Source organism: Pelagibacterium sp. (assembly GCF_048264985.1).
Classification (GTDB): Bacteria; Pseudomonadota; Alphaproteobacteria; order Rhizobiales; family Devosiaceae; genus Pelagibacterium.
The window spans coordinates 208,008-222,742 of the sequence record NZ_JBLXCL010000003.1 but is presented as its reverse complement, the minus strand read 5'-3'; the positions used below and the strand labels follow the sequence as shown (position 1 = coordinate 222,742).

15 protein-coding genes are annotated in these 14,735 nt (G+C 54.3%); 11 read left to right on the top strand and 4 right to left on the bottom strand.

Annotation, left to right across the window (positions count from 1 at the left end; genetic code table 11):
• The first annotated feature begins 75 nt into the window (after nucleotides 1-75).
• From mdlC to ACN0TA_RS12630, 10 genes are all read left to right on the top strand, one after another.
• Nucleotides 76-1,659, top strand: coding sequence for a benzoylformate decarboxylase (gene mdlC, locus ACN0TA_RS12675; RefSeq protein WP_417583449.1), 1,584 nt, complete (start codon nucleotides 76-78; stop codon nucleotides 1,657-1,659).
• Nucleotides 1,660-1,721: 62 nt separating this feature from the next.
• Entirely contained in the window at nucleotides 1,722-2,735 is a 1,014-nt protein-coding gene (locus ACN0TA_RS12670; RefSeq protein ID WP_417583447.1) for a TRAP transporter substrate-binding protein, read from the top strand.
• Nucleotides 2,736-2,792: 57 nt separating this feature from the next.
• A complete protein-coding gene (locus tag ACN0TA_RS12665; RefSeq protein WP_417583445.1) occupies nucleotides 2,793-3,266 on the top strand; it encodes a TRAP transporter small permease in 474 nt (157 codons plus the stop codon).
• Complete coding sequence (locus ACN0TA_RS12660; RefSeq protein ID WP_417583443.1) at nucleotides 3,259-4,557, top strand: TRAP transporter large permease; 1,299 nt, start codon at nucleotides 3,259-3,261, stop codon at nucleotides 4,555-4,557. The genes ACN0TA_RS12665 and ACN0TA_RS12660 overlap by 8 nt, the downstream gene beginning before the upstream one ends.
• A 43-nt stretch (nucleotides 4,558-4,600) precedes the next feature.
• Complete coding sequence (locus ACN0TA_RS12655; RefSeq protein ID WP_417583441.1) at nucleotides 4,601-5,647, top strand: TRAP transporter substrate-binding protein; 1,047 nt, start codon at nucleotides 4,601-4,603, stop codon at nucleotides 5,645-5,647.
• A 12-nt stretch (nucleotides 5,648-5,659) separates the two neighbouring features.
• On the top strand, nucleotides 5,660-6,181 hold the full coding sequence (locus ACN0TA_RS12650) for a TRAP transporter small permease (protein WP_417583439.1): 522 nt from the start codon (nucleotides 5,660-5,662) through the stop codon (nucleotides 6,179-6,181).
• Nucleotides 6,182-6,239: 58 nt separating this feature from the next.
• Nucleotides 6,240-7,565 (top strand): TRAP transporter large permease, encoded by a 1,326-nt coding sequence (locus tag ACN0TA_RS12645; protein WP_417583437.1) that lies wholly within the window; start codon nucleotides 6,240-6,242, stop codon nucleotides 7,563-7,565.
• 47 nt (nucleotides 7,566-7,612) lie between these two features.
• Nucleotides 7,613-8,398: an IclR family transcriptional regulator gene (locus ACN0TA_RS12640; protein ID WP_417583435.1), complete on the top strand. Its 786-nt coding sequence runs from the start codon at nucleotides 7,613-7,615 to the stop codon at nucleotides 8,396-8,398.
• Between the two features lie 38 nt (nucleotides 8,399-8,436).
• Entirely contained in the window at nucleotides 8,437-8,757 is a 321-nt protein-coding gene (locus ACN0TA_RS12635; protein ID WP_417583433.1) for a hypothetical protein, read from the top strand.
• Between the two features lie 123 nt (nucleotides 8,758-8,880).
• Nucleotides 8,881-9,120 (top strand): DUF2798 domain-containing protein, encoded by a 240-nt coding sequence (locus ACN0TA_RS12630; RefSeq protein WP_417583431.1) that lies wholly within the window; start codon nucleotides 8,881-8,883, stop codon nucleotides 9,118-9,120.
• Nucleotides 9,121-9,560: 440 nt separating this feature from the next.
• Here ACN0TA_RS12630 and ACN0TA_RS12625 read toward each other — a convergent pair whose 3' ends face one another.
• The 4 genes from ACN0TA_RS12625 to ACN0TA_RS12610 all read right to left on the bottom strand — a co-directional run bounded on the left by ACN0TA_RS12625 (nucleotide 9,561) and on the right by ACN0TA_RS12610 (nucleotide 12,807).
• On the bottom strand, nucleotides 9,561-9,974 hold the full coding sequence (locus tag ACN0TA_RS12625; RefSeq protein WP_417583429.1) for a hypothetical protein: 414 nt from the start codon (nucleotides 9,972-9,974) through the stop codon (nucleotides 9,561-9,563).
• A 217-nt stretch (nucleotides 9,975-10,191) separates the two neighbouring features.
• A complete protein-coding gene (locus ACN0TA_RS12620) occupies nucleotides 10,192-10,701 on the bottom strand; it encodes a hypothetical protein (RefSeq protein ID WP_417583427.1) in 510 nt (169 codons plus the stop codon).
• Nucleotides 10,689-11,861 (bottom strand): tyrosine-type recombinase/integrase, encoded by a 1,173-nt coding sequence (locus tag ACN0TA_RS12615; protein WP_417583425.1) that lies wholly within the window; start codon nucleotides 11,859-11,861, stop codon nucleotides 10,689-10,691. Before ACN0TA_RS12615 ends, ACN0TA_RS12620 begins: the two co-directional genes overlap by 13 nt.
• On the bottom strand, nucleotides 11,851-12,807 hold the full coding sequence (locus tag ACN0TA_RS12610; protein ID WP_417583423.1) for a DNA-binding protein: 957 nt from the start codon (nucleotides 12,805-12,807) through the stop codon (nucleotides 11,851-11,853). Before ACN0TA_RS12610 ends, ACN0TA_RS12615 begins: the two co-directional genes overlap by 11 nt.
• A gap of 124 nt (nucleotides 12,808-12,931) precedes the next feature.
• Here ACN0TA_RS12610 and ACN0TA_RS12605 point away from each other — a divergent pair, with 124 nt between their 5' ends.
• A complete protein-coding gene (locus ACN0TA_RS12605) occupies nucleotides 12,932-13,891 on the top strand; it encodes a helix-turn-helix transcriptional regulator (protein ID WP_417583421.1) in 960 nt (319 codons plus the stop codon).
• Nucleotides 13,892-14,735 lie beyond the last annotated feature (844 nt).

The window sequence follows — 14,735 nt, the reverse complement described above, 5'->3', positions numbered from 1 at the left end:
CGCCGTATCCGTTGGAACAAGACGCCAGTACGCCAAACAGGCAGGACAACGAGACGCATGCATCCGTCATCCAAAATGACCGTTCGAGAAGCAACCCTGGACCTCCTTCGGTCTCTGGGCGTTACAAAGTTCTTTGGAAACCCGGGATCAACCGAGTTACCGTTTCTCGATCGTTGGCCCGAAGATATCGAGTATGTGCTCGGCCTGCAGGAAGCGTCAGTCGTTGCCATGGCCGACGGGTATGCGCGAGCGACTGGTAACGCCGCCTTTGTAAACTTGCATTCGGCAGCGGGATTGGGGCACGCGCTGGGCAATGTCTACACCGCCTTCAGAAACCGCGCGCCTCTTGTCATTACGGCGGGCCAGCAGGCTCGGGAGCTTTTGCCTGGGGTGCCATATCTTGGCGCAGTCGCGGCGGCAGAATTCCCCAGACCATATGTCAAATTCAGTATTGAGCCAGCGCGCGCTGAGGATGTGCCAGAAGCGATAGCAAAGGCATACTATATGGCCATGCAGCGGCCGTTCGGCCCGACCTTCGTGTCGATTCCCGTTGATGATTGGTCGCGCCCCGCATCCTTCGTGGTCCCCCGTGCAATATCGAGCGACCGTGGTCCTGACCCTGAACGCATTTCCGAGGCTGCTCGGATTTTGTCCGCTGCACGCAAACCTGTCCTGGTGGTCGGTTCTGAGGTCGATGAAGAAAACGCAGGCCCTGCCCTCATGGCATTTGCTGAGCGCGTTGGCGCTCCGGTGATGACAGCACCGTTCGCATCCAGAATATGCTTTCCCGAGGACCATCCGCTTTTTCAAGGATTTCTTCCCGCCTCGCCCGGAGGAATATCGGACGCGCTATGTGATTTCGACCTGATCGTTGTCGTGGGAGCTCCGGTGTTCACCTATCACGTGCCCGGTGACTCAGCGTTGATGCGATCGAATACACCCATTCTGCAATTCACAAGCGATGCCGAAAGCGCAGTGAGCGCAGTACGCGCCCAATCCGTGCTGGGCTCGTTGCGCCTTACGCTCCAGGCTTTTCTGGATGCGACGGCGCCTCGTACGAAGACGGCTTCCGCCTCTCCCCGCAAAAAGGCGGCAAGTCCTGTCTCGTCAGAAAAATTAACGGCTGAAATCTTGTTCAGCCGGATAGGGCAACTCATTCCCGACGACGTGGTGGTGATGGAAGAATCGCCGTCCACGCGTCCCACCATGCAAAACCATCTCATTATGAAGGAATGGGGCAGTTTTTATACCATGGCGAGCGGCGGTCTGGGCTACGGATTGCCTGGCGCAGTAGGCCTGGCACTGGCGAGACCAGAGCAGAAGGTGCTGTGCCTGATTGGGGATGGATCATTCATGTATTCGCCCCAAGCGCTCTGGACTGCTGTTCAGCATAATCTCGATCTCAAAGTCTTGGTGATCAATAACGGCGGATACGGCGCCATGCGGTCGTTCAGCCAACTCCTGCAGGTACGGAACGTGCCGGGCATAGAGCTGTCTGGACTCGACTTCCTCAGCCTTGCACGAGGCATGGGGTGTAAGGCGACGAAGGTATCCAATCCTAGCGAACTCGAAGCATCGCTTGGGGCACTTTTCGCCTCACGCGGACCCCATTTGCTGGAGGTGGAAATCGATCGCGACGTGCAGACACTTTACGACTGAGGCAAAAAGTTCATTGAGGCGGTGCAGTCAAGGATGGCGCATCGAAATTAGGGAGAAGGCGAATGAAAACTATCTTGATGACAGGCACCCTCTTGTTGGCGGGAACGGCGGCTGCCAGTGCTCAGAATGTTGAACTCAGGTTTTCAACATTTCTGCCTCCAGCCCACCCAGTGCATGAGGCGTTCGAAGAATGGGCAGCGTCCCTTAACGAGGCGAGCGGAGGGACCATCAGTGGAACTCTCTACCCGGCGCAGCAGCTGGGGCGTGCCGACGATCACTACGACATGACTCGCGATGGAATTGCTGACATGGCCTACATCAACGTCGGGTACCAGGCCGGTCGTTTTCCTCTCGCGGAGGCTGTCCATCTGCCATTCATGATCTCCGATGGCGTTGGGGGAACACAGGCGTTTGACTCCTGGTATCGTCCCTTCGCAGAATCCGAAATGGAAGAGGTGAAGTACTGCCTCGGGTTTATGCATGCCCCAGCTTCGCTACATTCGAGAACAGAGGTTAGAACACCCGACGCGGCCCAAGGGCTCAAGGTTCGCACTGCCAATTCAGTGATTGCAGATTTTTTGACCCAGTTGGGTGGAAGCAATGTGCGCGTATCGGCAGCGGAGGCTCGGACCGCCCTGGAGTCTGGCGTGGCTGACGCTGTAACCTTCCCGTGGGGCTCAATTTCCAGCTTCGGCCTGGATAGCGTAGTCAGCTATGCGATGGACGCTCCCTTTTTCGTCTCCGGTTTCGCATGGGTTGTAAATCCGCAAACCTATGAGCGCTTTAATGACGAGCAACGTGCTGCGTTTGACTCTCATTGTAGCACTGGATGGGCGGTACAAGTCGCGTCGACTTGGAATGCCCACGAGCAAGAAGGCTATGAAGCTCTGAAGAACTCCGACAACTACAATGTCTATTCGCTTACGGGAGACGAACTGGGAGCTTGGTTGGAGGCTGCCGAGCAAGCCCAGCAAAGGTGGGCAGACAATGCGGAAGCTGCCGGAATCGACGATCCCCTCACAGCTCTGGAAGAGCTGCGGGACGCGTTGCGCTCCGAAGGCGCGGCGCTTCAGTAGGAACTTCCGAGAGGCGACGTTACGACGTCGCCTCACCACCGGCGCCGGGAGCCTCCGATGGATCAAATTATCTCCGCGATAGAAAAGACGGCTGCCATATCAATCGCAGTGGTCGCGTTGCTCATCTTCTTTACCGCCGTTCTGCGATACGGGTTTTCCTGGAATGTTCCGGACGGATTCGATTTCGCACGATACCTCCAAGGCATCGCCATCATGTGGGGGCTCACGGTCGCCACATGGCGGTATGGCCACATCACAGTGGATATCCTCTGGGAGACCGCCTCCCCGAAACTTAAGTGGTGGATTGATCTCGTCGCTAGCCTAATCACCACGATTTTTTTTGTGTGTTTTGCCTGGGCCCTGCTTGATCGACTCCCCTCTATGGTTGGATCGGGTCAGGTTACTTCTGACATGCGTCTTCCAATTTGGCCCTTCTACGTTTGCGCCGCCTTCGGCGTTGTCGCTACAGCCTTGGTCTCTGTGCTCGCCCTATTCAAGCATTGCATGAAATTGGACACCCGCCATGGATAGAGAATTAGTCACCATCGGCGGATTTGCGGCGCTTTTCATCATGATGTTTCTGAGGGTCCCGGTAGGGATTGCGATGAGCATCGTTGGCGTTGTCGGCTTTGGCTTGCTCACCAATTGGTCGTCTGCGTTCAGCCTGTTGAGTCAATCGCCATACTCGTCTGTCACCGATTTTAATCTCACTGTCATCCCCATGTTCATCTTGATGGGAGCGTTTGCTACCGGCTCTGGCATGTCGCGCGACCTGTTCACGGCCAGCCGCGCGTGGTTGGGTCATTGGCGGGGTGGGCTGGGCGTTGCCACGATCGCAACGTGCGGCGGATTTTCCGCCATCAACGGTTCATCGGTCGCAACCGCTGCGACCATGACACAAATCGCTTTGCCGGAACTAAAGCGCGCAGGTTATGGCGACAAACTTGCGACAGGGATGATCGCCGCCGGCGGCACGCTCGGGATCATGATTCCGCCCTCGGTGATATTCGTTCTTTACGCGGTTATCACCGAGCAGGACGTTGCACGACTTTTCATGGCGGGTGTAGTGCCCGGCATTCTCGGCATCGTGATGTACATAATTACGATCAGGCTCGTGATGCTGTTTCGGCCCGATCAAGTGCCGATGGCTGATCCTCTACCTCTATCAGCCCGATTTGCGACATTACGCCATGTTGGGGCACCGGTTCTCCTATTCGCATCAGTTATCGGCGGTCTCTATGGTGGTGTTTTTACGGTCAGCGAAGCAGCCGGCGTCGGCGCAGTTGGGGCACTGATCATTGGCGTACTGCAACGACGGCTCGGACCCTCCGATATCCTCGAATGTTTGGTACTTTCTCTCAGGACGAGCGCCGCCATCCTCATGATCGTTATCGGTGCCTATCTATTCGGCTACTTCCTGACGATAACCCAGACGACGCAAAACATCATTGATTTCCTTGTCGCGCTTCCAGTCGGCCCTTATGGCGTTTTGCTCTTGATTGTCCTCGTCTACATAGTCCTCGGGGCGCTTATGGATGAGCTGGCCGTGGTGTTGGTCACGGTTCCAATTGTGTATCCAGCGATTATTCAACTGGGGTTTGACCCCGTCTGGTTCGGCGTGGTCGTGGTCATGACTTGCACGCTAGGCATGATTACCCCACCGGTTGGCATGAATGTATTCGTGATCAACTCATTGGCGAAGGACGTAAGTTTAGGAAATATATATCGCGGCGTGGCTCCCTTTATATTCTCCGATCTTATACGACTTTTTCTAATTTGTGCTTTTCCAGCACTCTCACTTTTTCTGCCGAGTACAATGTAGTTCGGGTTTTCACTGTAGAATAAAACCAAGGAGGAGTATTGTTATGTCTTCATTTGCATATCGGCTTTCGCTGGGAACTGCAGTTTTGCTGTCTATTCCCAGTTTTTCGCTCTCCGCGACTGGCCAGGAATACACATTTACGCTGCACCATTTTTTGGGCCCACAAGCACCAGCTCAAGTCGACATGTTGGAACCTTGGGCGGAACGGATCGAACAGGCATCGGACGGCCGAGTTGACATTGAGATATATCCGTCAATGTCACTGGGAGGAACAGCACCGGAACTCATCAGGCAAGCGCGCGACGGCGTCGTTGATTTGATCTGGACTTTGAACGGTTACACGCCGGGCCTGTTTCCTCGGACCGAAGTGTTCGAACTCGCCAACGTGCATACCAACGACCCTGTTGCGACGAACTTGGCAATCGCTGACCTTTTTGACGAGTATTTGGCCGAGGAGCATATCGGTGTAAAAGTGCTTTTCCAGCATGTCCATGCTGGGCAGGCAATTCAGGTTGCAGGGGATGTCGTCCGTGAGCCCGGTGACCTTGCAGGCAAAACGCTCCGCACCCCAACGCGCACAGGTGCCTGGGTCGTTGAGGCGCTTGGGGCAAACCCTGTTTCCATGCCCGTTCCCGATTTTCCGCAGGCCCTTTCTCGGGGGGTCGTCGATGGCGGGTTAGTGCCCTGGGAGATCATCCCAGCACTTCAGTTGCAGGACCTCACGGATTACCAGATTGAACTCACTGACATGGGTCGCCTCGGCACGTCCGTGTTTCAGGTTTCGATGAACCTTGACCGTTGGAACTCATTGCCCGAGGACATCCAGCAGATATTCCTCGACAACTCTAGCGAGGAATGGCTCCGTGAGGTGGGGGATATCTGGCGGGAAACTGACAACCACGGTATCGATATTGCTGTCGCAGCCGGCAACGAGCATGTGGTGCTTTCTGAGGAAGAGAGTGCTGCCTTTACCCAAGCTGTTGAGCCGGTGGTTGCTCGTTGGGTTGAGGAAGTGAGTGGGCAAGAGTCCATTGACGCCCAGGCTCTAGTCGATGCGGCCAGGGCGGCCATATCGGCACATTCCGACTGATAGGAGCTCATTATGAAAATGACACCCCACCTGACAGGCTTTGTTGGCGTTGTTCGCGTCATGACCCGCTACTGGGCCCTACTAGGTGGGGTGTTCATCTTCAGTATCGTAGCTCTGAATGTCTACAGCGTGGCGCAGGTCATGCTTTTTGATCGACCATTCCCCGGCGTCTATGAGTTGGTTCAAATGGGGGTGGCAATGGGCATGTTTATGTTTTTGCCCTATTGCCAAATATCGGGATCCAATGTGACCGCCGATATCTTCACGGCAAACCTTGGCAAGAATGCCGTAGCCGCTCTCGGCGGGCTCGGAGCACTTTTCGCGCTGGCCCTTTCTATCCTGTTGCTCTGGCGTATGTATCTCGGCTTTGGAGATATGCTCGCCTATGGTGAGACGACGGCCATTTACCAGATTCCACTCTGGTACGCCTACGTTCCCATCCTGATGTCGCTTGTCCTGATGGCGTTCGCGGCAATGGCAAATCTTGTTCAGGCTCGCCAAGGGATCGTCCCCCATGAGGTCGAAAGCGCCTGATTTTGTAGCGCTGGGCATAAATCGAAAATAATGGCGCCGATGCGCCAGGGGTAAGTACATGGGCTTCGAACTTCTAGTTGGCCTCGCCGGCCTTGCAATCCTCATTGCTCTAATCGGGATACGAGTGCCTATCGGCTACGCGATGGCTGCGGTGGGGATGGGCGGCATTATCATGCTCTCTGGCCCAGCCATCTTGCTGTCTCAACTTAAGACGCTGGCTTATGGGACGTTTTCTAACTATGACATGTCAGTCGTTCCCCTCTTCATCCTCATGGGCCACCTAGCGACCAAAGCTCAGCTTTCTCAAGGCTTGTTTCGTGCAGCAAATGCATGGATGGGCCGATTTCGTGGTGGAGTGGCGATGGCTGCGATCGCTGCGTGTGCCGGATTTGGGGCTGTGTCCGGTTCTTCACTGGCAACCGCGTCCACGATGGGCAAGGTCGCCTTGCCGGAACTGCGTCGCTACAATTATTCGCCGTCGCTTGCCACGGGCACGCTGGCCGCCGGCGGAGTGCTTGGCATCCTCATACCGCCTTCGGTTGTGTTGGTCGTTTACGCCGTAATTGTTGAAGCAAACATTGTGACGATGTTTTCCGCAGCACTTATCCCAGGGCTGCTTGCTGTGACCTTCTTTATAGCAGTGATCGCCATATACACGACAGTTCGCCCGGAAGCAGGCCCGAAGGGCGCGGCGGTGGACCGACAGGAGTTGGTCAGCGCCAGTATCGGTGTGATCCCCGTTGTCGTCGTGTTTGGGCTCGTAATCGGTGGGATATACGCAGGGCTTTTCACGCCCACTCCGGCTGCGGCCATTGGAGTCTTCATGGTGTTGATTTATGGACTGGCGCGCAGACTTGTTACGCGCCAAGACATAGTCGATTCCATTCTCGAAACCGCAAAAACGGCAGGTATGATCTATATCATACTGTTCGGTGCCGAGCTGCTCAAGATATTCATGTCACGCGGGGGAGTGCCGCAAGCGGCGGCAGAGATGATGTTGAACTCCGGCCTTACGCCGATGGTGATTCTCATACTCCTTCTCGTTGTTTTGATCGTCCTCGGCTGCCTAATGGATTCTCTTTCGATGATCCTCCTTGCCATGCCTTTCTTTTGGCCCGTCATTGCCCAGCTCGACTTTGGCATGACGCCCGACGAAACGAAGATTTGGTTCGGAATTCTCGCGCTAATCGTGGTTGAGCTCGGACTCATAACGCCACCGGTGGGAATGAATGTATTTGTCATCAACTCGATGGCTCGAGACGTGCCCATGATGGACACATTTAAGGGCGCTCTCCCCTTCTTTGCGATCGAACTTGTCCGAGTTGCGCTGTTGCTCGCCTTTCCTGCAATAGTGCTCTTTCTCCCTCAATGGCTCGGCAACTGATAGCGGGGGCAGTAGAGTAGGCATTTTAAAATTTGGACGGAATGAACATGGCAGGCCAACTGAACGGGTCGGTGATTACGGCCTTCTCGGTACTCAATCTCTTCACCCCTCATCGCCCGATCGTCACGACGCAGGACGTGAGCCGTGAACTAGAGATGAACACCGTGACGGCATACCGGTTCCTGCGGAGCCTGGAGGCCGCCGGCGCCATAGTGGCCAGCCAGAGGGGACACTACCGCCTCGGGCTATCTCTTGCTGATTTGGGGGAGCGAGCCGTTTCGGCGGACTTCATTGCAGCCCAGGTCCAGCCCTACCTAAACGCGCTTTCTGATGATTTAGGGGAGACGGCCCTGGCGACCAAATACAGCAGAGGGCGGGTAGAGATTGTCGCGCGCGCACTATCATCGCGACCTTACGCGATGCATATGCCTGTCGGTTCCGTTCTTGAACCCCATTGCACGGCTAATGGGAAGCTTTGGCTCGCGAGCCTGCCACCTGAGGAACTGAGGCGCTATCTGGACAATGAGAAACGTGCATCATTCACCGCGCAAACGATTACGGATGCGAGCGCGATAATCAAGGAAGTCGAGGAAGTGAATAGGAGAGGGTATGCCCTCTGTCTGAGGGAACGGGAGGTGGAGATTTCCGCCGTCGCTGTGGCCGTGAAAACGCGTTCAGGGAGTACAGTGGCTGGATTATCTATTTTTGGACCTAGTTGGCGGTTTTCCGACCAGTATGTCCAGAATGCGGTCGGCAAGCTCAAGTCGGTTGCGAGCGAAATTAGCTCCCACTTGTACGGCGTCACGCCCGCTCAGAACGCCGCCTCACGCTGATTCAGCAGGGGTGACCGGCATGCATGGGAGAGAAAGTGATGATTGTTGAGCTTGTTTTGTTCAAGAAGCCACCGCAATTCGACGACGCGCGGATGATAGAAGATGCTCGAAGCGTAGTGGATCACTGGCGTAGTGACCCTAACTTGGTCAGCAAGCATTTTATGAAGAGTGCGGACGGCGAAATTGGGGGAATCTATATCTGGCCAAATGAACAGGCGGCGCGATCTGCCCACGATGAAAAATGGCGGGCCCGCTTTCTTGAGCGCACAGGTGTCGAGCCCACGATAAAGTATTTCCAGCTCTTCATGGTGATTGACAACCAGAAAGAGTCGGTAGTTGAGTACCCATTGGCTCTTTGATCTGGCCCTAGCTTCCTTCCGTTAACCGATGAGGGTCAACACCCGCAGGCATTGGTTTCGTCCGAGAACCAGGCCATACGCCACTAGCGATTTTCAACGCCTAATTAAAACGATCAATCGTCAATGCCGCGAGCGCAGATAAGAATACCGAGAAGATATGCTGGGCTTGTGATGGGCCTTATAATGGCACTGCTGATGAGCATCGTCATGTCTTTCGTCGCCACCGCTATAAACCTGGGTTTCCAGACGGATTTTATAAGTCGTTGGTTGATGGCTTATGTGGGTATACTTCCGGTGGCCATACCGACTGCTGTGTTGGTGACACCAATCGTAAAATCCTTTATTGATCGCGTTACATATTGAGGACTGCTTTTACGCGGGCAATCGAAGTTACGAAACCTACATAAGTAGGCGGATATGCGGTCTTGCCCGCTTTCTGCACCGGGGGTGGGACAATCGTCTCATTTGCGAAGATCCGCTCGATGCGCGAGAAGACAACGAACCGACGGGGCTGGGCTGAGCTCGGAGCTGGCCTGCCCATCCATTTGCCACATCAGCAGCCGGTCGAGTTACACCCCATTGCGCGCGCAAAATCTTCCTGAAGTTAGAGCGGAAGGTCATCGGCGTTCAACGGCAGCCGTGACCTCCGGGGTGGGCTTGGCGGTTACGTTGCTTTCCCTCCGGCGCCCGGGACCTTGTATATAGTCGTCGCCCGGGCCGATGTTATTCCTTGTCCAAGTTCTTGAACAAGACATCGGCAACCGCGAAACTCATTTCATCTCGGAACGTGCCTGTAGGAAAGTCTATTCGTTCCCGAAATGAATGCAGTTATCGTCTCCTAATTCCACGTACGTTTCGCCCAGTTGCTCGGCTGCTGTGTCTAATGCTTCGCCGATTTGGTCAAGATTGCGATCGCCGTAGCTCACACCGCATCTTTGGCGAGACAGCCACAAATCCCAGCCCGCGTTGAATTCATCGTAATCATGGAACTGAGCTTGTGCGAGAAGGTCGGCAACGCTAGTGCCAGACACTTTCAAAGAACGAAAAGTAGCGCAGTCCCGATGAATGCGCTGAATCGCTAATGGGCCGAAACTCGTTGAATCCACCTCTTGCCACTTTGCAAACTCCTCTAAATCATCTTCCGGCCAAAAGCCCTGCCAACCGATGATGGCAGAGGCATATCCGACTTCGAAATTATCCAAATCCTCAAAACGCATGGGTTATCCCTTCCAAGCCAAGGCGCATCTGTCTGCAATGCTGGCTCGTACTCAACATAATTGCAAGTGCTTGGTTTTACTCGTGTTTTTAGCAGTTGGATGAAGACATACTATGTTTGCGAACACGGACAGGGCGTGGGCGGTGCCGCATCTCGCACCTCACGTCATTCCCTTCTTGACCGCATAAGCATATGGCGATCGCACCCTCTGTTATCCGTTACGTAGCGTTACGTTCGACTCTCAGAGAGACGACAACCTCATTATTAAATGGAGCCCGCCCCGCCCGCTGAATTAAGCTATCTGGGGAGCTTGCTTCTTTATACACAATTGACTGAAGCTGTGACTTGGTGAACGCAAAGTCCGTAACGATCGCACTCATGATTTGATTCACGGTCAATGGGCCCTGCTCCCTCAGCAATTTTTGCATTTCAACCCTAATTTTGGCGGCGTTCTCTGGCGTGAGCCGATCTTTGGTGTAGGCGCGCTTGGCCAACGGTTGCTCCCCAACCTCTGGAACATGTTTATGCTTTGGCGCGTCCAGATTAGCCGTTGGAGCCTCCTCCGGCCTGTGCTCTCTTGGGCCAGCCTGCTCCCCAAGCGCCGCCGTCAAAGATCGAATCTTCAAGTCGCACTCATTGATCAGCGCTCGCAACGACTGGATTTCCGATTCTTTTTCGCATTGCTGGTCACAGCATGAGGGCAGACGCGCGCCATTTAGTTCTTGCATTCCGCACCCTCCAGTTCGAACATAACATCACCAACTATGGCTGACATGCTTGTGGAAGTTAGCTCGGAGTCCGGGAATAGATATCCATACAGATCAAATGTAGTGGTGATCGATGCGTGCCCCATAAGAGCTTGTATTCGTTTCGGACCAATGCCGCTGGCAATAAAAATCGAAGCAGCGAAATGTCGCAACGCATGTAGATTGTATTTGCTTTTACCAGCTACCCAGTTGCGCCCATAGCGAACGGTCTCATAGCGCGTAACGATACCAATAATCTCCTGCATTTCGCGAAAGCGCCTACCAGCTTTGGAGGGACCGAGGAGACCACCAGATCCGTTTGGAAATACCAAATCAAGACGTGAACTTGGGCATTTCTGTTGCCATTCGTGCAATATTTGTACGACCTCGTGCCCAATCGGAACGCGGCGCCGGGAATTTTTGGACTTTAGCTTGTAGATTTTATTGTCTCTCGTTGCCGCGCATCTCACGTCGAGGTACCATGTGTTTCTTGGCTGATCATGGACAAGGTCGCTCCACCGCAGCGCGCGCAGCTCTTGAGTCCGAAGACCGGTGAATGCGGCTAACCAGAAGAAGGCACGAAAAAGACCGGTTTCTGCTCGAAGCAGCCTGCGAACTTCGGCTTTGTCGGGCCATTCCCGATCCTGGGCGGGCTGCCTCCTAATTTTCTCGATGTTAGCGGCGGGGTTGGACAAAATGAGGCCCCTGCGACGCGCAAAAACGAAAAAAGCTTTCGTTTTGACAAGGATCCTTCTGGCTTGGTCCAGCGGTCTTTCCTTAATCAAATGATCTTTGAAAAATTCAAGATGATGCGTTCTTATGTTCGAGATATAGGCGTCTCCGAAATGAGCGTCTATGCGTGCACGAGCGATTTGGTATTCTGGCATGCTTGAGGTGCGCACTGTGTTGGACTTGATGTCCACCCATTCGCGCGTAAGTTCACGTATCGTTTTGGTCGTGGCATGCTCTGCGAACTCTTCGCCGCGAGCAATTTGGGCCTGCTTTTCCACCTCAAAAGCCTTAGCGTCGCTCCGTCGTCTGAACGTTTTCGAGCGCTGCACAGGTCTGCCAGATTTTTTCGCGTACCAGGTCACGCGATAGCTATAATTACCATCGGCCCGGCGCCGCCGCTCAATGGCCATTGTCGTCGCCTGCTTTTGAAGCGGGGACACTGAGGAGGACGATTTTACCATCCTCACCTATGGTGAACCTGTTGAACTGTTTCGCCAGTTGTTGGACGAAATCACGCAACTTTATCAGATCGCTGCCAACAAATTCCGTCGCCAAATCTCGAAGCTCAAGCACGGAGACTGGGCCATTCCTCCTTATGGCCTCCTCAATCATCGAGGCACCCGCGTTTCTCATCTCACCGGTCCAGGGCTTTTGCAGGTCAAGAGGACCATCCGCACCCGGTTCGTAATTGGGTAAATTCACGTGGTCGTCGTGTGAAGCTACAATTTCGCCTGTCCCTCGCTCATGTTCAACTTCGGGCCGTGAAGGAATCTCGGGTCTTTTTGGAGGATCATGTTCTGGAGTGGTAGCGCGTTTGCCTGAGAAATCCGTCCCTCGAAGGGACTCGATCAGGATAATTTCCCGCTGGCGTGCCTCAGAAAGTTGCTCTCTAAGGTCATCAAGCCGGTTCTCAGCGATGGCTAGCAGCTTCTCGTTCTCACCCAGCGCGGAACGACACCCCTCAAGTTCAAGTGCGGCATCGTGGGAATGATTTTTCGCGGTCTCTAATTCGAGGGTGATTTCGTCAACGTAGCGCGAGAGTTCATTAAGTGCCGCGTCACTTTCAGAGGCCGCGCTCGCAGCTCCTCGCTGAACCATTTCAAGGCGTTTAGAGTGTTCCGAGGATACGTGCGACCACACCTGAACTAGAATCTCGTTCAACGTGTCCATAAGCTGTGGCGGTATTTCGCGTTGAATGGCGTCAGCCATTCGACGCTTCTCACGATGTGCCTTCAGGCCTGCCGCGACATCAGTCATCGAGCCACCTCCAAGGGCTTCTCTGACCGAGCGCACCGTTACGTCTCTTCCGCATTCTTCGAGTGCTGCCACTGCAGCTTCGATTTTTGTGAGTTCCATAAGTCAACCTCGCTATGCCGCAAAGATAAAAGCTGCCCGCAACATGCGCAATGCGAAAAACGCAACTTGCTTAACGAATTGCGAACGGCCTGGCAATAAGATAACTTCACCGCGGGAGAATCAGATGCAGACAGCTTGGTACGATCCCGTACAGATACGCTCACTTCTTCGTATGGCGGGGCGTTCGCAGAAAGACTTGGCTGCCGCACTCGGGGTCGCCCCCTCTGCGGTTAGCCGAATGTTGAGCGGCACGCGCGCCCTGAAGGCAGCCGAAATTGCCATTTTAGAAGAATTTTTCCAGAGTAGTGGCGCTACGCAGACTCCGGTCGTTCGAGGCGAAAGGTTTCACGATGGCGCATGGCGGCCTGTACAGCTTGGCATTGCTGCGCGACTTCAGGCCGCGTTGGCTATTGCAGAGGTTGCCGAGGACGCGCTTGCTTCAGAAATCCACATATCGCGGGAACGGTTGGGCGCCATGCTTGCGGGAAAGGGCGATTTTCCGGACTTGTCTCTCTGGGATAGGATTGCAAATAAATTAGGTATTCCAAGGGGATGGCTACTGTATGGCGGCATTGGGGTAATGCGACCCACCGAGGTCAACCGCCGTGACTCAGAATGCGTGCTACCCAAGTGGTCGGGCGATGGTGCGCCCGAGTTGTCTGATGAGGCTATCGCTCATCACACCGCAATTAATGGCCGTATTCCAATATACGAGCGATTTGCCTGGTCGCATTCCGCAAAGAAAACGCTGGCCTGGCGACTTGCAGAGTATCGACTGCCACCCTCAGCACTCATGGGGGTACATCAGGGGTATGGCCTTTTTATCGGAGACAATGCGCTTGCTCCTCGATTTCGCTATGGGGAGGTCGTCTTTGTGCATCCTTGGCGGCCACCGGGAGTGGGAGACATTGCATGCATCACCATTAAAGAGCACAGGTATGAACTGGTTATTGGGTACTTGAAGAGCCGAATGCACGACCACTTAGAAATTGCCGTCACGTCCGAGAGGCACGGTGATTCCCTTTCCATTCCCTTCATAGATATCGACCAGCTAGGCTCAGTGGTAGGTATGGCAGTGGAATAGGGTAGGATATCGAATTGCGCTTATCGCAATCTCATGGGTGGAAATTGGCAATGTAATGCCTCGGAAAGGGTGCAAATCAATGTAAAATGGTGCATCGGCACCGCTTGCCACAGTTAGGCGCCTCGAAGTTAAGTACTTGATGTTAAAATCGAAAAAGCGACGAACTGGTGTTGAACAGCGATGCACCGAAATTCACCAGTCAGGGGAGGCACGGGTTAAGAGACTGGGGCTTCATCCCGGAAACTGGGCGGTTTGAAGCTACGAGGTAAGATTCTGGCAATGTAATTGCTGGAGGTCGTCGGATCCTACGGTATCCGATGAGAACGTTCCGACATGAATTGGATGTCTTGCCAAGGACCTACGGCGGCTCCCGTCGGCCAGTTTGGGCAGGTAAATTCAGTCCTGGGGGCACCTTCTCGTCAGGAAAGATACTCTGTCGAAATCCCATGCGTACATCAACGGGGTTCCGATCCGGCATTCGGAAATGCATCGCGGCAATTTTGCTGCCACACTCGTTGCACACCGGCTTCAAGCTCCGTCTGCCAACATCTTGCGCATCACACGTTCGAGTTTGGCCGCAGCCAAGACTAGTTGGCTTGCCAGCCACGCAGTAGATATGAGTGTAGCGGAACCTCCGGAATCCGGCTGTGATACGAAAGCGAGAAGCCGTCGGTTTCGCATGACGCCGCCAAGCTTTGAAATGCTTATCCTAGTTGTGATAGGTAACATCGGCGAATGCCGATGATACCCGCGCGCCTTTCCATGCCTACATCGTCGATCTTGCGATATCCTCGGACACGAATGTCGTTCGCAATTTATCGAGCACTGGCAACAATTCAATTTG